A 20,618-nucleotide genomic window follows, 5' to 3' on the forward strand; every position below is an offset into this window, starting at 1 on the left:
AGGACAGGGCGGAATATAGGTGGTCTTTAAGGCTAAGAAAAAACTCTTTGCCCCAACCAAACTACTATTTTCCGTTTATAAATCACCCCATGGTCATTAATCGGGTGCCCCTGACCAACACGAAACAACGCTCATCTACCTCGAAACGGCAGAAAGCTAGCCGGAAGAAATACTCAATTACTTAAGCATTGGTTTTCGTAGAAGCGCGAGCGTCGTGGAGTCGATAGCCCTAATGGTTTTTGCTACGGAATTTTTGAACAAGCCAGAAAATGAAGAAAACTAGCCCAATCAAAATAAGTAGGGAAACAATGCCAAAGAGCAGCGCAAAAAACGCAATTAAATCCAAGAAGACTCCTCCATCACAAAAACTGGCCCGCGAGAAACTAGAACCGTGAACAAGCCCTCGCCAGGTTAAAGCCTAGCAACCGTATTCAAACTAGTGGCAAATGTTTTCATTGGAAGTATGAGTCCAAAAAATTGATACCGTTAAATCGCCACAACAACCTTCAGCTGAATGTGATGGAAGTTAGGCGAGAAAAGACCCTGCAGCTGGGAGCATAAAAGGGTAGTTTTTCTCACATCGTTTTAAGGTGACTGAAAAGAGGTCTGAATATTGGGGACGCTCTGTGCAGAGAGTTCGGTGTCCTCAGGCAAGCTTTCCTTATAGCTGAAATCGAGTTCAGGGCCTTTCATCTGGAAGAATGCTGAGCCATCTTTCTGCTCATTCCAAATGATGTAGGTATCACTGAACGTATCAGCGATTTCTTCTTGCTGTTCAGAGCCGGAATCCCCATTGGCAAGGTCGATCCAGTTGGAGGTCATCTTTAAGAACAGAGTCTTTTGTTCTTCGGTAAGTTGCGCGCCTCGCAAACCGGATCCTTGGAGCGCTGCCTGCTGGGTGGGATTGAGGCTTCCCACTAGTTGTTCCGCAGCTTTCTTGATTTTCGATTCCGTGTAGGAAGTATCCAGCGCCTCAGTGACACTAACGACCTCAGCTGAGCTCAGGCCCAAATGAGCATCCTTGAAAGTGATCTGACCGTCGGGGTCGAAGGTGACCTTAATGCCGACAGTTGGTCCATCCAGGGTCATTTCCCACGCGTTCTCGGTGGATGGCTCAGGGGAGAACTTCAAAAAGTGGTGCGGATTATCGCCAGGTTCTTGAGCTACATGCTGAATCACTGCAGAAACCAGTTCGTATGCATGCTCATTGAAGAGGGATTCCAGCACGCGCAGCGCGGTAACCTGGTTGGCCCAGGTCAGCGTGCTGATGTCCAGGCCTTCACCGAGCAACGCGGCGCGTTGCTCCTCGTCAAGATAGTCCAAGAAACCCAGCGCCGTCAGCGAGGTTTCGCGTGAGGCGTTAAACGAGGTTTCATTGCTTATCGACGTCTCCCCAGTCGTTGTCTGCATTGCCGCCGCAACTTTAGTCGGCGGTTCAGGGGAGCTCGTAGCACTGGAAGTTACGGAGGTACATCCGCTTAATCCGAGAGTGCTGGCGACTAGCGTGGTAGCAAAAGCGCCAGCGGCCCGACGAGAGTTCAACAAAGTCACAACTACTTATGTTAGAGATTGTTTTTTGGTTTATCCGGAGGGTTGCCTGTGAGTTGTTTAGAGATCCCTGTCTATTTGTCGTAAATACCTATTAGATGTAGAACTCGATGTACGTCGAAGGGTTGTTTTCGTCTGGGGAGATGAGGCTGAAGAAGTTCCTCACGATGCGATCCATTTGGCGGCTTTCGGTGAGGAAAGCATCGTGGCCGACAGGGGATACGATTTTTGCCATTGCCAGTAGATTTCCCAGGTTTCGGGAGAGGTGTTCTTGCTGGTGGTAGGGGTACAAAATATCGGTGTCTACGCCTGCGACAAGGACTGGAACTTTGATGGATTCGAGTGCCTTGTTGAGGCCTCCGCGGTCGCGACCAATGTCGTGGCGGTTGAGGGCGTCGGTGAGCAAAACGTAGGAGCCGGCGTCGAAACGCTGTACTAGCTTGTCTGCTTGGTAGTCCAAGTAGGATTCCACGGCGAAGCGCTGGTCGGGCTTGCGGTAGGGACCGAGTGGGTTTTCGTTCTTTTGGGCTTTGGTGCCGAAGCGTTCGTCGATTTCTAGTTCGCCACGGTAGGTGAGGTGGGCGATGCGTCGGGCGGCGCCGAGTCCGGTGGCTGGGTTGCAGCCGGATTCGTAGTAGTTGCCTTCGTGCCAGTGGTGGTCGTTTTCAATCGCCTTAATTTGGGCGGATTGAATGCCGATTTGCCAGGCGCTGGCGCGTGCAGAAACTGCAAGAACAGCAGCTGCGCCAACAATTTCTGGGTACATTGCGGCCCACTCTAGGGTGCGGGCACCACCCATGGAACCACCAAGTACTGCGGCGACCGTGGTGATGCCGAGTGCGTCGAGGAATTGTTTTTCGGCGTTTACCTGATCACGAATGGACGTGGCGGGGAAGCGATTACCCCAGAAATTTCCATCTGGATGCATGGAGCCAGGTCCGGTGGAACCGTTGCAACCACCGATGACGTTGGTACAGATCACGCAGTAAATATCAGTGTTGATGGCTTTGCCGGGACCGAGCAAGTCAGCCCACCAATCGGCTGCGTTGGAATCTCCAGTGAGGGCGTGTTCGATGAGGACGACATTGCTGCGTCCTTCTTTATCTACGCGGTATTCACCCCAGCGGTGATAGGCGATTTCAGCGTTTTTAATGATTGCTCCGGCTTCGGTGGAGACATCACCGATCGCTTGGATTTCAAGTTGACCTGAAGGCGCGAGGGTGGGCATGAAAATAACCGCCTGTTCTGGGTGGACAAGACTAAAACTTCGTCCAGTGTATATGGACAGCTCTGTCTAGTCTAGTTTGCATTCTCACGAGTTTGAAAAAGAAAAACCCAGCGCTTTAAGCACTGGGGTGAGTCTATTTAAAGCTAGATTGCAGCAAAGCCGCCTTCGAGGTCAGCGATGATATCATCAATGGTCTCGATGCCAACGGACAGGCGGACGGTGGACTGGGTAACGCCCGCGCGTGCCAGGCCAGCTTCGTCGGACTGTGAATGGGTGGTGGTTGCTGGGTGAACAACGAGGGAGCGAACATCGCCGATGTTTGCAAGGTTGGAGTGTAGCTTCAGGGCGTCGATAAATGCCCAAGCCTCATCCTTGCCGCCCTTGATCTCGAAGGTGAGAACGGAGCCGGTGTACTTCAGGCCAAGCTTTTCCTTGGTTGCGTACCAAGGGGAATCCTTCAGGCCTGCGAAGTTAACCTTTTCCACCTTCTCGTGGTTGTTGAGGAATTCTGCAACCTTGATGGCGTTTTCGTTGTGGCGCTCCAGGCGCAGGGAAAGGGTGTCGATGCCCTGGACTGCAGCCCATGCGTTGAATGCGGAGAGGGTGGAGCCGGTGTCGCGTAGAAGACCAACGCGAACCTTGAGGCCGAAGGCTGGTGCACCAAGGTCTGCGTACTTCAATCCGTGGTAAGCAGCATCTGGAGTGACGAAGTAGGGGAATACTGGCTTTCCATCCTTTTCGACAGTCCAATCGAACTTTCCGCCGTCGATAAGCACGCCGCCCAGTCCGGAGCCGTTGCCGGTGTAGAACTTGGTGAGGGAAGCGACGACAACGTCTGCGCCGAGCTCGAGCGGGCGCACGAGCGCTGCGGTAGCGATGGTGTTGTCGATGATCAGTGGAACGCTGTTGCGGTGCGCAACTTCAGCCACCGCAGGAATATCCAGGACGTCTGCCTGTGGGTTGGCGAAAGTCTCGCCGAAGAATGCCTTGGTGTTTGGCTGAACGGCTGCCTGCCAGGACTCAGGGTCGTCGGGGTTTTCCACGAAGGAAACATCGATACCCAAGCGGTTAAGAGTGATAAGGAATAGAGTCTCGGTGCCACCGTAGAGGCGTGGGGAGGTGACGATGTGGTCGCCCGCTCCTGCCAGGTTCAAAATGGCGTTGGTGGTTGCGGCCTGTCCGGAGGAGAACGCTACAGCGTGGACGCCACCTTCGAGGGAAGCGATGCGGTTTTCCAAAGCCTCAACGGTTGGGTTGGTGAGGCGGGAGTAAACAGGGCCCAGATCCTCAAGTGCGAAACGCTGCTTGGCGTGCTCAGCGGAGTCGAACACGAAAGCGGTGGATTGGTAGATCGGAAGGTTTCGTGCGCTGGTCTGTGCGTCTACTGACTGGCCTGCGTGAATGGAGCGGGTTTCAAAGCCCCACTGGTCAGCATTGGAATTGTCGTACTTTGGCATTTGGAGGTCCTTAAGAGTTTTTATTAGGAAATTCTTCTCCCATGCACCCTACTGAACAGCTTGGTCTATTGCAATAGACTGTGTGGTATAAATTTATTCTCGGGTAATTTTCTTGACTTTTTCCAACTGATTTGAAATCGATTGCGTACAGCTAGGGTTATGGGGGTATGACCAGCCCCACTCTAAATGGTGCAGGATGGTATAAATCATCTCTCAATCTCTCAGTGTCAGGTCAGTGGTGAACCACCATCCTTAGCAAGGAGTTCATCATGTCCATCCCCTTCTCAGTCCTTCAGGACTACCTGGATCTGATCAGTCCCGAAGCCTTACCCCAGATCCCACAGCCCCCGGCCCCTGCCCCCACAGCACCCCAGCTACCACCGGCGCCGGACCCACACAGCATCGAGTGGCCGATCTTCCCACCAGATCGAATCTCCGCCAACGGGCGACGCTACTACGAGCCACAAACACGACTCGAGTTCATGCGGATCTACACCACCCTGCCGCACGGCTACCGCCAGCCCTTCCTCACAGCCAACAACATCGGCCACTGCACCGTTCGAACCTGGCTAGCAGCAATAAGCACCTTCAGCCGGCTTCCCCATGCTTTTGATGATGCCCACCGCTTCGGGATCGAACGCACCACCCCAGTCGACGATGTCACCACACTAACGGCTGATGACAAACGTGACCTGGTCATAGGATACTTAGCTCAACCACACGGTCAGGGCCAGCAATTCCTCACGTTTTACCAACTCCGTAAGCACACCATCATGGCCTGGTGCGCCGCTATGACCGACGGGGACTTAGACGCTGATATCTCACCCCGCAAGATCGGGTTGATGACCACCCGAACCGTGGTCGAAATCGTTCGACTACGCCACATGATTGCCCAACAACTAGAAAGAGCCACGATCATGGAAAACGAGTACCTCAAAGAAATCGCAGCGCTGAAGAAAGAACTCGCGCACTACAAGCAAAAAGACCATCAGAATCAAATGGTGATCGATATCTTGGGAAAAGCTATTGGGACCAGGCCCAATCCTGGCGAGGGCTTAGACGAGGAGGACGCCACCTAAACGTGGATGAGCAACGCGCCTTTGATCAAGGACTCAAGGAAGAAAACACCTTGATCACAGATCTCACCACCTGTGCCAGGCTGAGCCATAACAAGGCATTACGGCTGATCAAGCTGTCGAAATCAACGGCGTATTACCGCAACAAGCGCGTCCCTGTCCTGCACCGAAACCTGTCCTGCAGGCCGTGCCAGCACCAACAGCACCTGGTGTGGAACTAGCAGCACCTGGTGTGGAACCCACACCAGAGCCTTGGCAGGGGAAGGAGCCAGCAGTGTCGTCGGTGCGTCAAGCGTTGGCAGAACACGAACGCCAGTTCATTGTTGATGCGATCACCGCGTACCCACAACTGAGCGTTAGTGGGGTGTTTAACATGTTGTTTAACAAAGGCATCTACCGCGCATCACTACGTACATGGTGGCGTGTTGCCAAGCAGCACAAGTTGTTACACAAAGACCGAGTCAGTGCCCTGTCCCCGGTGAAACGATCACCAACGCCACGGGTTAAGCCGAGGTTGGAAGCAACACAGCCTGGTCAGGTGGTGTGTTGGGATGTGACGTTCTTGCCGTCGCTGGTACGTGGTAAGACCTATGCGTTGCATCTGGCGATTGATTTGTTTTCCCGCAAGATTGTTGGGGCGAAGGTCGCGCCGACGGAAAATACCTCCACCGCGGTGGAGTTGTTAACGCAGGTGTTAGCGGATAATCCGGGTGTGGTGACGGTGCATTCGGATAATGGGTCGGCGATGACATCGACGAGGGTGGCGGTTGTTAGCGGATCATGGTGTGGCGTTGTCGTTGATTCGGCCGCGGGTGAGTGATGATAATGCGTTTGTGGAGTCGGTGTTTCATACGTTGAAGTATCGGCCGTTTTATCCGAAGGTGTTTGCATCGATGGATCAGGCCCGGGTGTGGGTGGAGGAGTTTGTGGTGTATTACAACACGGTTCATCCGCATTCTGGTGTGGCTGGGCATACTCCACAGTCGGTGTTTGATGGTAGTTGGAGGGCGGTGCATCGGTTGCGTGTGCAGGCGTTGGATGCCCATTACCGGCAGTTCCCGCAGCGGTATGTGGGACAGCCGGTGGTTCAGGAAGTTGCTGGTGTGGTGCGTCTTAATGGTGCGCGTGATGATGGGTCTGTACAGGAGAGGGTTGGTGGTGTAGCGTCGCTGTTAAGTGCTTCCATCCCCTTCTCAGTCCTTCAGGACTACCTGGATCTGATCAGTCCCGAAGCCTTACCCCAGATCCCACAGCCCCCGGCCCCTGCCCCCACAGCACCCCAGCTACCACCGGCGCCGGACCCACACAGCATCGAGTGGCCGATCTTCCCACCAGATCGAATCTCCGCCAACGGGCGACGCTACTACGAGCCACAAACACGACTCGAGTTCATGCGGATCTACACCACCCTGCCGCACGGCTACCGCCAGCCCTTCCTCACAGCCAACAACATCGGCCACTGCACCGTTCGAACCTGGCTAGCAGCAATAAGCACCTTCAGCCGGCTTCCCCATGCTTTTGATGATGCCCACCGCTTCGGGATCGAACGCACCACCCCAGTCGACGATGTCACCACACTAACGGCTGATGACAAACGTGACCTGGTCATAGGATACTTAGCTCAACCACACGGTCAGGGCCAGCAATTCCTCACGTTTTACCAACTCCGTAAGCACACCATCATGGCCTGGTGCGCCGCTATGACCGACGGGGACTTAGACGCTGATATCTCACCCCGCAAGATCGGGTTGATGACCACCCGAACCGTGGTCGAAATCGTTCGACTACGCCACATGATTGCCCAACAACTAGAAAGAGCCACGATCATGGAAAACGAGTACCTCAAAGAAATCGCAGCGCTGAAGAAAGAACTCGCGCACTACAAGCAAAAAGACCATCAGAATCAAATGGTGATCGATATCTTGGGAAAAGCTATTGGGACCAGGCCCAATCCTGGCGAGGGCTTAGACGAGGAGGACGCCACCTAAACGTGGATGAGCAACGCGCCTTTGATCAAGGACTCAAGGAAGAAAACACCTTGATCACAGATCTCACCACCTGTGCCAGGCTGAGCCATAACAAGGCATTACGGCTGATCAAGCTGTCGAAATCAACGGCGTATTACCGCAACAAGCGCGTCCCTGTCCTGCACCGAAACCTGTCCTGCAGGCCGTGCCAGCACCAACAGCACCTGGTGTGGAACTAGCAGCACCTGGTGTGGAACCCACACCAGAGCCTTGGCAGGGGAAGGAGCCAGCAGTGTCGTCGGTGCGTCAAGCGTTGGCAGAACACGAACGCCAGTTCATTGTTGATGCGATCACCGCGTACCCACAACTGAGCGTTAGTGGGGTGTTTAACATGTTGTTTAACAAAGGCATCTACCGCGCATCACTACGTACATGGTGGCGTGTTGCCAAGCAGCACAAGTTGTTACACAAAGACCGAGTCAGTGCCCTGTCCCCGGTGAAACGATCACCAACGCCACGGGTTAAGCCGAGGTTGGAAGCAACACAGCCTGGTCAGGTGGTGTGTTGGGATGTGACGTTCTTGCCGTCGCTGGTACGTGGTAAGACCTATGCGTTGCATCTGGCGATTGATTTGTTTTCCCGCAAGATTGTTGGGGCGAAGGTCGCGCCGACGGAAAATACCTCCACCGCGGTGGAGTTGTTAACGCAGGTGTTAGCGGATAATCCGGGTGTGGTGACGGTGCATTCGGATAATGGGTCGGCGATGACATCGACGAGGGTGGCGGTTGTTAGCGGATCATGGTGTGGCGTTGTCGTTGATTCGGCCGCGGGTGAGTGATGATAATGCGTTTGTGGAGTCGGTGTTTCATACGTTGAAGTATCGGCCGTTTTATCCGAAGGTGTTTGCATCGATGGATCAGGCCCGGGTGTGGGTGGAGGAGTTTGTGGTGTATTACAACACGGTTCATCCGCATTCTGGTGTGGCTGGGCATACTCCACAGTCGGTGTTTGATGGTAGTTGGAGGGCGGTGCATCGGTTGCGTGTGCAGGCGTTGGATGCCCATTACCGGCAGTTCCCGCAGCGGTATGTGGGACAGCCGGTGGTTCAGGAAGTTGCTGGTGTGGTGCGTCTTAATGGTGCGCGTGATGATGGGTCTGTACAGGAGAGGGTTGGTGGTGTAGCGTCGCTGTTAAGTGCTTGAGTTAGCACGTGTTCTTATCGCCCCCCTGGTTCACAAACCCCTGGCAGCGAGCGCAATGTTACTTTTCCATTGTTAAGAATCAACAACTCTCGGTGATTTGTCGCATACCCAGCTGTCAAAGATCCGATCATCGGCATACAGAAACACCCATCTGGCCGAACTTTCCTTTTTCTGCATGCATTTCTGCACACAGTTTCTGCCCGCTGTTTCTACGCATAGTGGCTTTGAAACGACCCGAAGAGAAAACAGTAAAGATCGTGACCATAAAACAGACTGACAACATCAATGACGATGATTTGGTGTACAGCAACGCTACTGACCTTCCAGTAGGCGTGAAGAAGTCCCCTAAAATGTCACCGACCGCCCGCGTTGGTCTCCTTGTCTTTGGAGTTATCGCGGCGGTGGGTTGGGGAGCAATCGCTTTCTCCCGTGGCGAAACAATCAACTCTGTGTGGCTGGTTTTGGCAGCAGTTGGTTCCTATATCATTGCGTTTTCTTTCTATGCCCGACTGATTGAATACAAAGTTGTTAAGCCGAAAGATCAGCGAGCAACCCCGGCGGAATACGTTAATGACGGCAAGGACTATGTCCCAACGGATCGTCGTGTGCTTTTTGGCCACCACTTTGCAGCTATTGCAGGTGCCGGTCCATTGGTTGGACCTGTCATGGCCGCGCAGATGGGCTACCTGCCAGGCACCTTGTGGATTATCCTCGGTGTGATTTTTGCCGGTGCAGTGCAGGACTACCTAGTGCTGTGGGTGTCTACTCGTAGGCGTGGACGCTCACTTGGCCAGATGGTTCGTGATGAAATGGGCACGGTCGGTGGAGCTGCCGGTATCTTGGCCACCATCTCCATCATGATCATCATTATCGCGGTGCTCGCATTGATCGTGGTTAATGCACTGGCTGATTCACCATGGGGCGTTTTCTCCATCACCATGACCATCCCAATTGCACTGTTCATGGGTGTGTACTTGCGTTACCTGCGCCCAGGTCGTGTTACTGAAGTGTCCATCATCGGTGTGGCACTGCTCCTGCTGGCTATCGTTGCTGGTGGTTGGGTTGCAGACACCTCATGGGGCGTGGAATGGTTCACCTGGTCTAAGACCACTTTGGCGTTGGCCTTGATCGGTTACGGAATCATGGCTGCGATTTTGCCGGTGTGGCTGCTGCTTGCACCGCGCGATTACCTGTCTACCTTTATGAAGATCGGCGTCATCGGTCTGTTGGCAGTGGGTATTTTGTTCGCACGTCCTGAGGTGCAGATGCCTTCCGTGACCTCCTTCGCACTTGAGGGCAACGGTCCGGTGTTCTCTGGAAGTCTGTTCCCATTCCTGTTCATCACGATTGCCTGTGGTGCACTGTCTGGTTTCCACGCACTGATTTCTTCAGGAACCACACCAAAGCTCGTGGAGAAGGAATCCCAGATGCGCATGCTCGGCTACGGCGGCATGTTGATGGAATCTTTCGTGGCGATGATGGCACTGATCACCGCTGTTATTCTGGATCGTCACCTGTACTTCTCCATGAACGCTCCGCTGGCACTGACTGGTGGAGATCCAGCAACCGCAGCTGAGTGGGTTAACTCCATTGGGCTGACAGGTGCGGATATCACCCCGGAACAGCTGTCGGAAGCTGCTGAAAGTGTCGGAGAATCCACTGTTATTTCCCGTACCGGTGGCGCACCAACCTTGGCGTTCGGTATGTCTGAAATCCTCTCCGGATTCATCGGCGGCGCCGGAATGAAGGCATTCTGGTATCACTTCGCCATCATGTTTGAGGCTCTGTTCATCCTTACCACTGTGGATGCAGGTACTCGTGTGGCTCGCTTTATGATGACCGATACCTTGGGCAATGTTCCAGGTCTGCGCCGTTTCAAGGATCCTTCATGGACTGTCGGCAACTGGATTTCTACCGTGTTTGTGTGTGCTCTATGGGGTGCCATTTTGCTCATGGGTGTTACCGATCCACTGGGAGGCATCAACGTGCTGTTCCCACTATTCGGTATCGCTAACCAGCTGCTCGCCGCTATTGCACTTGCTCTCGTGCTGGTTGTTGTGGTGAAGAAGGGCCTGTACAAGTGGGCGTGGATTCCAGCTGTTCCTTTGGCATGGGACCTCATTGTCACGATGACTGCGTCATGGCAGAAGATTTTCCACTCTGATCCGGCTATTGGCTACTGGGCTCAGAACGCGAACTTCCGCGATGCAAAGTCTCAAGGCCTTACCGAATTTGGTGCTGCTAAATCTCCTGAGGCAATCGATGCGGTTATCCGAAACACCATGATTCAGGGCATCTTGTCCATCCTGTTCGCGGTGCTCGTCCTCGTTGTTGTCGGCGCAGCCATTGCGGTGTGCATCAAGTCCATCAGGGCTCGTGCAGCCGGAACACCTTTGGAGACCACTGAAGAGCCTGATACTGAATCTGAGTTCTTCGCCCCAACTGGATTCCTTGCATCTTCTAGGGATAAGGAAGTCCAGGCCATGTGGGATGAGCGCTACCCAGGCGGTGCGCCCGTGTCTTCTGGAGGGCACTAAAACATGATGGCTCTTACTCATGCACTGTGGAAAATCCCGCGGGCGGTGTGGTGGTATCTCACTGAGCTCATGGGGGACACGGCGTATTCCAAGTATGTGGTGCACTTAAAGCACCACCATCCGGATGCTCCGATTCCTACTGAGCGGGAGTATTGGCGGGCAAAGTATGCAGATCAGGACGCTAATCCTGGTGCCCGCTGCTGCTAGATAAAACGAAAAGGCGCGTTGATTCTTAACTGAGTCAACGCGCCTTTTATCTGTGGCAGGAAGCGATTAGTCGCGAACCAAACCAGGTGACCGAAAAACTTCCGCCACTCAATTTTCGGTCACATAGGACAGTGATCAGCGCTCGAAACCAGTCCATATGACCGAAGAACTCTCAAAACTTCTCCCGTCGGTCACCTGGTTTGGCATGAAGAGCGAGGCCACCCCAAAAAAGACTTTGCTTATCGACGCCTCCCTCCAGCGTCCACGAATATGCCCCCGCGCGCCGGGTGGGGAGCGAAGGGAACCCCCAAGGAATTGGCGTTGAGGTGGCGATTTTGCATGTTTTACTCAAAATTACTTTGGTGGTCACAAAATTACACAACTTTTACAGTGACCTAGATCGCTTTTTAAAGAATTAGCGTGGTGTGCAACATTAATTCGTTGAGAAGGAGTCACATTCCAGCCATGATTAACCACGAAGTGCGCACCCACCGTTCTGCGGAAGAGTTCCCGTACGAGGAGCACCTGGCTCACAAGATCGCTCGCGTTGCAGCCGACCCAGTTGAGGTTGCTGCGGACACTCAGGAAATGATCATCAACCGCATCATCGACAATGCATCGGTGCAGGCAGCTTCCGTGTTGCGTCGACCAGTTAGCTCTGCCCGTGCGATGGCACAGGTCAGGCCAGTTACCGATGGTCGGGGTGCATCTGTTTTCGGTCTGCCAGGACGTTATGCCGCGGAATGGGCTGCGCTTGCTAACGGCACTGCGGTGCGTGAGCTTGATTTCCATGACACGTTCCTCGCTGCGGAATACTCCCACCCAGGAGATAACATTCCTCCGATTCTGGCTGCAGCACAGCAGGCTGGAAAAGGTGGCAAGGATCTGATCCGTGGCATCGCTACTGGATATGAGATTCAGGTGAACTTGGTGCGTGGAATGTGCCTGCATGAGCACAAGATTGATCACGTTGCTCACCTTGGACCATCAGCGGCTGCTGGTATCGGAACCTTGCTAAACCTGGATGTGGACACCATCTACCAGGCAATTGGTCAGGCATTGCACACCACCACGGCGACGAGGCAGTCCCGTAAAGGTGCGATTTCTTCATGGAAGGCATTTGCTCCTGCGTTTGCGGGCAAGATGTCCATCGAGGCAGTAGATCGCGCAATGCGTGGCGAGGGCGCACCGTCACCAATCTGGGAAGGCGAAGACGGCGTAATCGCGTGGCTGCTGTCCGGTCTTGATCACATCTACACCATTCCTTTGCCTGCAGAAGGTGAAGCCAAACGAGCAATCTTGGATACCTACACCAAGGAACACTCAGCGGAATACCAGTCACAGGCACCGATCGACTTGGCGCGCAGCATGGGGGAGAAGCTGGCAGCACAGGGCTTGGACCTGCGTGATGTGGACTCCATCGTTTTGCACACCTCCCACCACACTCACTACGTGATCGGCACCGGATCTAATGATCCACAGAAGTTCGATCCAGATGCATCGCGAGAAACCCTTGATCACTCCATCATGTACATTTTCGCTGTCGCGCTGGAGGATCGCGCGTGGCACCATGAGCGTTCCTATGCTCCTGAGCGTGCCCACCGCCCAGAGACCATCGAGCTGTGGAACAAGATTTCCACGGTGGAGGATCCTGAATGGACCAGGCGTTACCACTCCGTTGATCCTACAGAAAAGGCCTTCGGCGCACGCGCAGTGATCACCTTCAAGGATGGAACCGTCGTGGAAGATGAACTGGCTGTGGCGGATGCGCATCCTCTGGGAGCACGGCCTTTCGCTAGGGAGCAGTACATTCAGAAATTCCGCACCTTGGCTGAAGGTGTTGTGTCCGAAAAGGAACAGGATCGCTTCTTGGATGCGGCACAGCGTACGCACGAACTTGAGGATCTTTCAGAACTCAACATTGAATTGGATGCCGATATTTTGGCCAAGGCTCCTGTGATTCCGGAAGGACTGTTCTGATGGCGGGTTTGTTTTCCTCTGCTGTTGCACCAACGGAGCGTCGAAAAGCATTACGCGCGGCACTGGCTGCGCCTGAAATTGCCCGCATGCCTGGTGCATTCTCCCCGCTGGCGGCGCGCGCAATCCAGGAAGCCGGATTTGAAGGCGTGTACGTCTCGGGCGCCGTCGTGGCGGCTGACCTTGCATTGCCGGATATCGGCCTGACCACATTGACCGAAGTGGCGCACCGCTCCCGGCAGATCGCACGCGTGACAGACTTGCCCGTGCTGGTCGACGCCGACACCGGCTTCGGCGAACCCATGTCCGCAGCGCGCACCGTCTCCGAACTCGAAGATGCAGGTGTCGCGGGCTGCCACCTGGAAGATCAAGTCAACCCCAAACGCTGTGGGCACCTGGACGGAAAAGAAGTAGTGGGCACGGACATCATGGTTCGTCGCATCGCCGCAGCTGTCAACGAGCGTCGCGATGAGAAATTCGTCATCTGCGCCCGCACCGACGCCGCGGGAGTGGAAGGCATCGACTCCGCGATCGAGCGCGCCAAAGCTTACGCGGATGCCGGCGCCGACATGATCTTCACCGAAGCGCTGTACAGCCCTGCAGATTTTGAAAAATTCCGCGCGGCCGTCGACATTCCGCTGCTGGCCAACATGACGGAATTTGGCAAAACCGAACTTCTGCCCGCGCAGCTTCTGGAAGACATCGGCTACAACGCAGTGATCTACCCAGTGACCCTGCTGCGCATTGCGATGGGACAGGTCGAACAAGCTCTCGGCGACATTGCAAACACCGGAACCCAAACCGACTGGGTCGACCGGATGCAACACCGATCCAGGCTGTATGAGCTGCTGCGTTACAACGAGTACAACGCTTTCGACCAGCAAGTATTCACCTATTCTGCTGACAGCTACAAGCCCACCTTCTAACCCGCCTATATATAAGGAGTGAATCACCATGTCCAGCGCCACAACCACTGATGTTCGCAAAGGACTCTACGGAGTCATCGCGGATTACACGGCCGTTTCCAAAGTCATGCCAGAGACCAATTCACTGACCTACCGTGGTTACGCGGTGGAAGATTTGGTGGAAAACTGCAGCTTCGAGGAGGTGTTTTACCTCCTGTGGCACGGCGAGCTGCCCACTGCGCAACAACTTGCGGAGTTCAATGAGCGTGGCCGTTCCTACCGCTCCCTGGATGCCGGTTTGATCTCCCTGATCCACTCTTTGCCCAAAGAAGCCCACCCGATGGATGTTATGCGCACCGCGGTGTCCTACATGGGCACCAAGGATTCCGAGTATTTCACCACCGATTCTGAGCACATCCGCAAAGTTGGCCACACCTTGTTGGCGCAGCTTCCGATGGTGCTAGCCATGGATATTCGTCGCCGCAAGGGCCTCGATATCATCGCCCCTGACTCCAGCAAGTCAGTCGCCGAAAACCTGCTGTCTATGGTGTTTGGCACCGGCCCGGAGTCGCCTGCATCTAACCCAGCTGACGTCCGCGATTTTGAGAAATCACTGATCCTCTACGCCGAGCACTCCTTCAACGCCTCCACCTTCACCGCCCGCGTGATCACCTCCACCAAATCGGATGTGTACTCCGCAATCACCGGCGCGATCGGTGCTCTCAAGGGCCCATTGCACGGTGGCGCCAACGAGTTTGTCATGCACACCATGTTGGCGATCGACGATCCCAACAAGGCCGCCGACTGGATCAACAACGCTTTGGACAACAAGAATGTGGTCATGGGCTTTGGCCACCGCGTGTACAAGCGCGGCGATTCCCGCGTGCCATCGATGGAGAAGTCCTTCCGGGAATTAGCTGCCCGCCACGACGGCGAAAAGTGGGTTGCCATGTATGAAAACATGCGCGACGCCATGGACGCCCGCACCGGCATCAAGCCGAATCTCGATTTCCCCGCTGGCCCTGCCTACCACCTGCTCGGCTTCCCGGTCGATTTCTTCACCCCGCTGTTCGTCATCGCGCGCGTCGCCGGCTGGACCGCACACATCGTGGAGCAGTACGAAAACAACTCGCTCATCCGCCCACTGTCCGAGTACAACGGCGAGGAGCAGCGCGAGGTCGCGCCCATTGAAAAGCGTTAAAAGATTTTCGCTTTTCGACGCCCCCTCCCACTCATTTCAGCCATGGTGCAACATTCTCGTTCCCACCATATTCTTCTGACTCCCGGGAACAACATGTTTCGCCACCGCTTCGCGCCACACGTAAAAATGCGGCGCGCAGCGGTGGGCATCAAGAGCCGCTTGATCCGCGTAGAGCTCGAAGAAACTGAAATGAAGCTCATCATCAACATCTTGTGAAACGTCGAAATACACACAACCTTCTTCATCCTGAAAGCTTCGCTGCGCATTCTCCGAAATGGCGTTGAGGAATTCTTCCAGATGGCCAGGTTTAACGCGCAGATCAACGGTGAGTGACAACATGGTTCTCGATTGCCAGTTCTTGCAGTTCCATCCACGTTTTTTCAGGCAATGAAATACCGTGCGCAGAGTTTTTCCGATGCGCACGGTCTTCCAATTCACCGGGGTAGAAAATCTCCTCGGTGTTTTGTGCTTTCGGGGTGGATTTCACTTGCGTAACCAGATCGCTGAGCGCGTCATCGAAATCTTGTGGATCGCGAAACGCCGCAACGTCCAACGCGATGAACAAGTGGCCGGCCCCGCCTGGGGGAGTGGGTTCATAAGGCCCATGCACCTTGGTGCTGTGCTGGGAACCAGTGAGAACTCCAGAAAGCACATCCATCATGAAGCTAATCGCATAACCTTTGTGGCCAGCCATGGGAAGGATGACACCGTTGATTGCCTCAGAAGGATCCGTGGTGGGTGCGCCCTCACTCGTGATCGCCCAAGTCTCAGGAATGGGCATGTTTGTCTGTCGTGCGTGGTAGATCTTTCCGCGCGCAACCGCAGTATTGGCTATATCGACTACCGTAGCCGTCTCACCAAAAGGCGCCGCGATAGACCATGGGTTGGTACCGATCCGTTTTTCTCTGCCACCCCAGGGCGCCATCGCCGGAGATGCATTGGTGGTGAGAATGGAAACACATCCTTGCGCTGCCGCTTTCCGGGTGTAGTACATGGCAGTTCCAAAATGATTGGAGTTGCGCACCGACACCGCACCGATGCCGAACATCATTGCCCTAGTCACTGCTTCTTTACGAGCATAATCAGCTAAAACTTGGCCGATTCCATTGTGTCCATCCAACGCCAACACGGCACCCAAATCATTGAGAACCTCCACGTGTGCATGTGTAGTCATCGCGCCACTGTGGAGTCTGCGCACATACCAAGGCAGTCGAAGCACACCGTGGGAGGGGTGACCCCAAAGATCAGCCTGCACCAAACTATCACCGACAAGATGGGCGTCTGCTGCAGGTACTCCAGTTTTGGTGAGGATGTCTGTGCAGAGAACAGTGAGTTGTTGGGCGTTGACAGTGACTTCTGGCATGAATCCCTCAATTCGGTTTAGGTATACCGAAATGTATACCAGCAATAGGTATAGGCGCAACCCCCTTTAATCGCCATCAGTGCACGCTGGTTCTAAGACCTAATATCAATGCCCTGCGAGCCCGTAGAATCAGCATTAATCAACGCGGTCAAAATGCTCTTTTCTACATGGATCAGGTGCTGTCTACACGCAGCGCCTGCCGACCTTAAATCTCCTGAGGCCACAGCTTCACACATTTCAATATGTTCCTGAACCGATTGGCGCAGACGCGCATGATCGGAATGCGCAATGATCCGCAGCCTCGTGGTGTGCGGTTTCAAACTTAAGATGCTGCGTCCAAGGAACTGGTTGTGAGTATTTGCTGCAACAAGATCATCAAACTTACTGGTCAATCGCCTAAAATCGGCGGTGAAATCTGCATCGTCTGCAGAGTTTTCCAGCTCTCGAAAATCTGCCGCCAACGTAGAAAACTCACCAAAGATACGCGGTGATTTACTCGCTCCAACAGAGATTTCCTCAAGCGCTGCGACCTCGACGATCCTGCGGAACTCAAACAGATCCTTAATGTGGCGAAGCGAAAGTGGCGACACCATGGGCGCCTGACGTGGCTCCAAAATGATCAACTCGTCCGCTGCTAACCGGCGGAGAGCATCCCGGACTGGGGTTCTCGAAGCGCCGGTGTGTTCAACCAGCCACACTTCCGACATTCGTTGCCCAGGATTTAAGGTTCCATCTTCGATTTCACGACGAATCTGTGTGTATACCTGATCTGCTTTTCTCGTAGCAGGGGAGGCCTGGGCATCTTTTTGAACCATGACAACACCTTAGTACACCGAAATTTAGACTATTTGTGACACTGGGTTGCAGAAAGTGGATGCTAGGTTGGGGGAGACGTCGACAAGCAATTTTTTGCTTGGCGTATTACTGGCTGTGCTTGGGCTGCTTCCTTGAGTTAGTCCACGCCCTGATCCCGAGGACGATGACCGCCAAAGCGATGGCGCCTCCAATCAGGATGTACTGCAGTGGGATCGGGCGGGCGTCATCGATGGCATCGATGCAGTTTTGGAAATCCTCTTTAAGAGCGGTTTGGGATTCGTTGTAATCATCGGTGCGGTTGGCGAACACTTCGGCGCGGATTTCTGCGGTGCGGGTGCCGGTGGTGGCGGCTTGTTGAAGTTGGCTGAGTACATCGCTGGCTGGATCGCTGGAGAATCCGCTGATGATGTCTTTGGCTTCGTCGTATGTGTACTCCGTTTTGAAACTTTCCTCGGCGTTGGGGTCTGCCAGCGTGGGATCATCTGGGAGGATCATGGCTAGGCCTTCGCCGGATTCGATGGCATCGAGGCGTACTTGCAGTTCAGCAGCAGTTGGGGCGTTGTCATCTTGGGCGATGTAGCTTTCAATCGCCGCTTTGATTCCTGGATCTTGGGCATCTAGTTCGTCGAGGCGTTGTTCGCGCACGGAGTCTTCAATGGAGTTCCAGAAGGTAACCACCGCGGACTCGTCGGTGTTGCTGGCGATGCACAATTCCTTGTCGGTGTCGGCGGTGAGTGTGGCAGCAGATGCTGTTGGGATGCTCACAGCGGTGGCGATGAGAAGTGCGGGAAGAACTCGAGAAAAACGCATGTGCCCATTATGGCAATAAAAATATGAAAAAGCGCTGTGCTTCCATGTGAGGAAGCACAGCGCTTTTTGTGAAGAGACTTTACTTCTTCAGTGCGTCAACGATCTCGTTGAACTGTGCGACTGGGCGCATGATGTTGGTGAGCTTCTCCTCGTTAGGGGAGTAGTAGCCACCAAGGTCAGTTGCTCCACCCTGAACTGCGAGCAGTGCAGCGTCGATGTCTGCAGCGCCTGTGTTCAGTGCTTCTGCGACTGGTGCGAAGGTAGCAGCCAGATCTGCGTCCTCGGTCTGAGCAGCGAGCTCGTCAGCCCAGAACTTGGTCAGCCAGAAGTGGGAGCCACGGTTGTCGATCTCGCCGACCTTGCGGGATGGGGACTTCTCTTCGTTCAGCAGCTTCTCAGTTGCCTTGTCCAGAGCGTCAGCCAGAACGCCGGCCTTGGTGTTGCCGTTGTTGTTGAGCTCGTGGCGGAAGGACTCAGCCAGTGCGAGGAACTCACCGAGGGAATCCCAACGCAGGTGGTTTTCTTCCTGAACCTGCTGGACGTGCTTAGGAGCAGATCCACCAGCACCGGTCTCGAACAGTCCGCCGCCAGCCATCAAAGGAACGACAGACAGCATCTTTGCAGAGGTGCCCAGCTCCAGGATTGGGAAGAGGTCGGTGTTGTAGTCACGCAGAACGTTACCGGTGACAGAGATGGTGTCCTCGCCGCGGCGGATGCGGTCGATGGAGAGCTGGGTTGCCTCAACAGGGGAGAGGATCTGGATGTCCAGGCCCTCGGTGTCGTGGTCAGCCAGGTACTTCTCCACGAGGGAAGCCAGGTTGCGGTCGTGTGCGCGCTCTGGATCCAACCAGAACACTGCAGGCATTCCGGAGAGGCGGGAGCGGGTGACAGCAAGCTTGACCCAATCCTGGATTGGGGCATCCTTGACCTGGCATGCACGCCAGATGTCGTTTGCCTCAACGTCGTGCTCGATCAGTACATCGCCGTTGGAGGAAACAACCTGAACCACACCGTCTGCTTCGATGCGGAAGGTCTTGTCATGGGAGCCGTACTCTTCAGCCTTCTGAGCCATCAGACCAACGTTAGGGACGGTACCCATGGTGGTTGGATCGAATGCGCCGTTCTTGCGGCAGTCTTCGATAACAGTCTGGTAGACGCCAGCGTAGGAGGAGTCTGGGATGATTGCCAGGGTGTCCTGCTCCTGGTCGTCCTTGTTCCACATGTGGCCGGAGGTACGGATCATTGCTGGCATGGAAGCGTCAACGATGACATCGGAAGGGACGTGCAGGTTGGTGATGCCGCGAGCGGAGTTAACCATGGCCAGGTCTGGGCCTTCTTCTAAGCCCTTCTCGAATGCAGCCTTGATTTCTTCGCCGTTGTTCAGGGACTCCAGGCCGGAGAGGATTGCAGCGAGGCCGTTTTCGCCGTTGAGGCCAGCTGCGAGCAGCTGCTCACCGTACTGTGCGAAAACGTCTGCGAAGTAAGCGCGCACAACATGGCCGAAGATGATTGGGTCGGAGACCTTCATCATGGTTGCCTTCAGGTGTGCGGAGAAGAGGATGCCCTCTGCCTTTGCGCGAGCAACCTGCTCGAGAAGGAATGCGTCCAGTGCCTTTGCGGACAGAACGGTTCCGTCTAGAACTTCGCCTTCAAGAAGCTTGAGGCTGTCCTTGAGGATGGTCTCGGTGCCGTCAGCTGCGATGTGCTTGATCTGAACTTCATCAGCAGCGTCGAGGATGATGGACTTCTCGTTGTGGCGGAAGTCGTTTGCATCCATGGTTGCAACGTTGGTCTTGGAATCTGCAGACCACTCGCCCATGCGGTGTGGGAACTTCTTAACAAAGTTCTTGACAGCGATTGGTGCGCGTCGGTCAGAGTTGCCTTCACGCAGCACTGGGTTCACTGCGGAACCCTTGACAGCGTTGTAACGAGCGAGGGTGTCTTTTTCCTCGTCGGTGGTGGCGGTGTCAGGCAGCTCTGGGATGTCGTAGCCCTGGTCCTGCAGTTCCTTAATAGCAGCCTTGAGCTGTGGAACAGAAGCGGAGATGTTTGGAAGCTTAATGATGTTTGCTTCAGGAGTCTTAGCTAGCTCGCCGAGTTCTGCGAGTGCGTTGCCTACCTTCTGATCTTCGGTGAGGCGCTCTGGGAACTGGGCGAGGATGCGTCCAGCGAGTGAAATGTCCCGGGTCTCGACCTCAATGCCCGCGGTAGCAGCAAATGCCTCGACGACCGGCTTCAGCGAGTAGGTCGCGAGCAGCGGTGCTTCGTCGGTGCGGGTCCAGATGATCTTAGCCATGAGTCTCCTTGGTTGATGGGCTCTTTTG

At 54.7% G+C, this 20,618-nt stretch carries 20 protein-coding genes; 12 read left to right on the forward strand and 8 right to left on the reverse strand.

Going from position 1 to position 20,618, the window contains the following annotated elements; genetic code table 11:
- Positions 1-585: 585 nt before the first annotated feature.
- From KW808_RS03590 to KW808_RS03600, 3 genes are all read right to left on the reverse strand, one after another.
- A complete protein-coding gene (locus KW808_RS03590) occupies positions 586-1,410 on the reverse strand; it encodes a DUF3500 domain-containing protein (protein WP_003860774.1) in 825 nt (274 codons plus the stop codon).
- Between the two features lie 232 nt (positions 1,411-1,642).
- Positions 1,643-2,776, reverse strand: a complete 1,134-nt coding sequence (metX, locus tag KW808_RS03595) for a homoserine O-acetyltransferase MetX (RefSeq protein WP_003860777.1) — start codon at positions 2,774-2,776, stop codon at positions 1,643-1,645.
- 143 nt (positions 2,777-2,919) lie between these two features.
- Positions 2,920-4,233, reverse strand: coding sequence for an O-acetylhomoserine/O-acetylserine sulfhydrylase (locus tag KW808_RS03600; RefSeq protein WP_003854667.1), 1,314 nt, complete (start codon positions 4,231-4,233; stop codon positions 2,920-2,922).
- 269 nt (positions 4,234-4,502) lie between these two features.
- On the opposite strand from KW808_RS03600, the gene KW808_RS03605 reads away from it, so the two are divergent.
- The 12 genes from KW808_RS03605 (at position 4,503) to KW808_RS03660 (ending at position 15,305) form a co-directional block, all read left to right on the forward strand.
- The gene (locus KW808_RS03605) at positions 4,503-5,312 is read left to right on the forward strand and encodes a hypothetical protein (RefSeq protein ID WP_034983451.1); all 810 of its coding nucleotides are present in this window, start codon (positions 4,503-4,505) and stop codon (positions 5,310-5,312) included.
- Positions 5,313-5,314: 2 nt separating this feature from the next.
- Positions 5,315-5,530 (forward strand): hypothetical protein, encoded by a 216-nt coding sequence (locus tag KW808_RS03610; protein WP_499651905.1) that lies wholly within the window; start codon positions 5,315-5,317, stop codon positions 5,528-5,530.
- Positions 5,497-6,129, forward strand: coding sequence for a DDE-type integrase/transposase/recombinase (locus tag KW808_RS03615; RefSeq protein ID WP_499652648.1), 633 nt, complete (start codon positions 5,497-5,499; stop codon positions 6,127-6,129). Before KW808_RS03610 ends, KW808_RS03615 begins: the two co-directional genes overlap by 34 nt.
- The gene (locus KW808_RS03620) at positions 6,122-7,297 is read left to right on the forward strand and encodes an integrase core domain-containing protein (protein ID WP_499652650.1); all 1,176 of its coding nucleotides are present in this window, start codon (positions 6,122-6,124) and stop codon (positions 7,295-7,297) included. Before KW808_RS03615 ends, KW808_RS03620 begins: the two co-directional genes overlap by 8 nt.
- A gap of 2 nt (positions 7,298-7,299) precedes the next feature.
- Positions 7,300-7,515 carry a hypothetical protein gene (locus tag KW808_RS03625; RefSeq protein ID WP_499651905.1) on the forward strand — a complete coding sequence of 72 codons (216 nt, stop codon included), beginning with the start codon at positions 7,300-7,302 and terminating at the stop codon, positions 7,513-7,515.
- Positions 7,482-8,114, forward strand: coding sequence for a DDE-type integrase/transposase/recombinase (locus KW808_RS03630; RefSeq protein ID WP_499652648.1), 633 nt, complete (start codon positions 7,482-7,484; stop codon positions 8,112-8,114). Before KW808_RS03625 ends, KW808_RS03630 begins: the two co-directional genes overlap by 34 nt.
- Positions 8,107-8,478 (forward strand): integrase core domain-containing protein, encoded by a 372-nt coding sequence (locus tag KW808_RS03635; RefSeq protein WP_499652463.1) that lies wholly within the window; start codon positions 8,107-8,109, stop codon positions 8,476-8,478. The genes KW808_RS03630 and KW808_RS03635 overlap by 8 nt, the downstream gene beginning before the upstream one ends.
- Before the next feature lie 257 nt (positions 8,479-8,735).
- A complete protein-coding gene (locus KW808_RS03640) occupies positions 8,736-11,015 on the forward strand; it encodes a carbon starvation CstA family protein (protein ID WP_003860780.1) in 2,280 nt (759 codons plus the stop codon).
- Between the two features lie 3 nt (positions 11,016-11,018).
- Positions 11,019-11,222, forward strand: a complete 204-nt coding sequence (locus tag KW808_RS03645; protein WP_003854670.1) for a YbdD/YjiX family protein — start codon at positions 11,019-11,021, stop codon at positions 11,220-11,222.
- 465 nt (positions 11,223-11,687) lie between these two features.
- On the forward strand, positions 11,688-13,202 hold the full coding sequence (gene prpD, locus KW808_RS03650; protein ID WP_003860782.1) for a 2-methylcitrate dehydratase PrpD: 1,515 nt from the start codon (positions 11,688-11,690) through the stop codon (positions 13,200-13,202).
- On the forward strand, positions 13,202-14,125 hold the full coding sequence (prpB, locus tag KW808_RS03655; protein WP_003860784.1) for a methylisocitrate lyase: 924 nt from the start codon (positions 13,202-13,204) through the stop codon (positions 14,123-14,125). Before prpD ends, prpB begins: the two co-directional genes overlap by 1 nt.
- A 28-nt stretch (positions 14,126-14,153) precedes the next feature.
- Positions 14,154-15,305 carry a bifunctional 2-methylcitrate synthase/citrate synthase gene (locus tag KW808_RS03660; protein ID WP_003860785.1) on the forward strand — a complete coding sequence of 384 codons (1,152 nt, stop codon included), beginning with the start codon at positions 14,154-14,156 and terminating at the stop codon, positions 15,303-15,305.
- Positions 15,306-15,341: 36 nt separating this feature from the next.
- On the opposite strand, the gene KW808_RS03665 is transcribed toward KW808_RS03660, so the two are convergent.
- The 5 genes from KW808_RS03665 to KW808_RS03685 form a co-directional block, all read right to left on the reverse strand.
- Complete coding sequence (locus KW808_RS03665) at positions 15,342-15,644, reverse strand: putative quinol monooxygenase (protein ID WP_003860786.1); 303 nt, start codon at positions 15,642-15,644, stop codon at positions 15,342-15,344.
- On the reverse strand, positions 15,625-16,668 hold the full coding sequence (locus KW808_RS03670) for an Ldh family oxidoreductase (protein ID WP_003860789.1): 1,044 nt from the start codon (positions 16,666-16,668) through the stop codon (positions 15,625-15,627). Before KW808_RS03670 ends, KW808_RS03665 begins: the two co-directional genes overlap by 20 nt.
- Before the next feature lie 92 nt (positions 16,669-16,760).
- Positions 16,761-17,483: a GntR family transcriptional regulator gene (locus tag KW808_RS03675; protein WP_003860791.1), complete on the reverse strand. Its 723-nt coding sequence runs from the start codon at positions 17,481-17,483 to the stop codon at positions 16,761-16,763.
- A gap of 106 nt (positions 17,484-17,589) precedes the next feature.
- The gene (locus KW808_RS03680) at positions 17,590-18,294 is read right to left on the reverse strand and encodes a hypothetical protein (RefSeq protein WP_003860794.1); all 705 of its coding nucleotides are present in this window, start codon (positions 18,292-18,294) and stop codon (positions 17,590-17,592) included.
- A gap of 79 nt (positions 18,295-18,373) precedes the next feature.
- Positions 18,374-20,590: an NADP-dependent isocitrate dehydrogenase gene (locus KW808_RS03685; protein ID WP_003860796.1), complete on the reverse strand. Its 2,217-nt coding sequence runs from the start codon at positions 20,588-20,590 to the stop codon at positions 18,374-18,376.
- Between the last annotated feature and the right edge of the window lie 28 nt (positions 20,591-20,618).

The sequence above is a fragment of the [Brevibacterium] flavum genome, assembly GCF_019317305.1.
Classification (GTDB): Bacteria; Actinomycetota; Actinomycetes; order Mycobacteriales; family Mycobacteriaceae; genus Corynebacterium; species Corynebacterium glutamicum.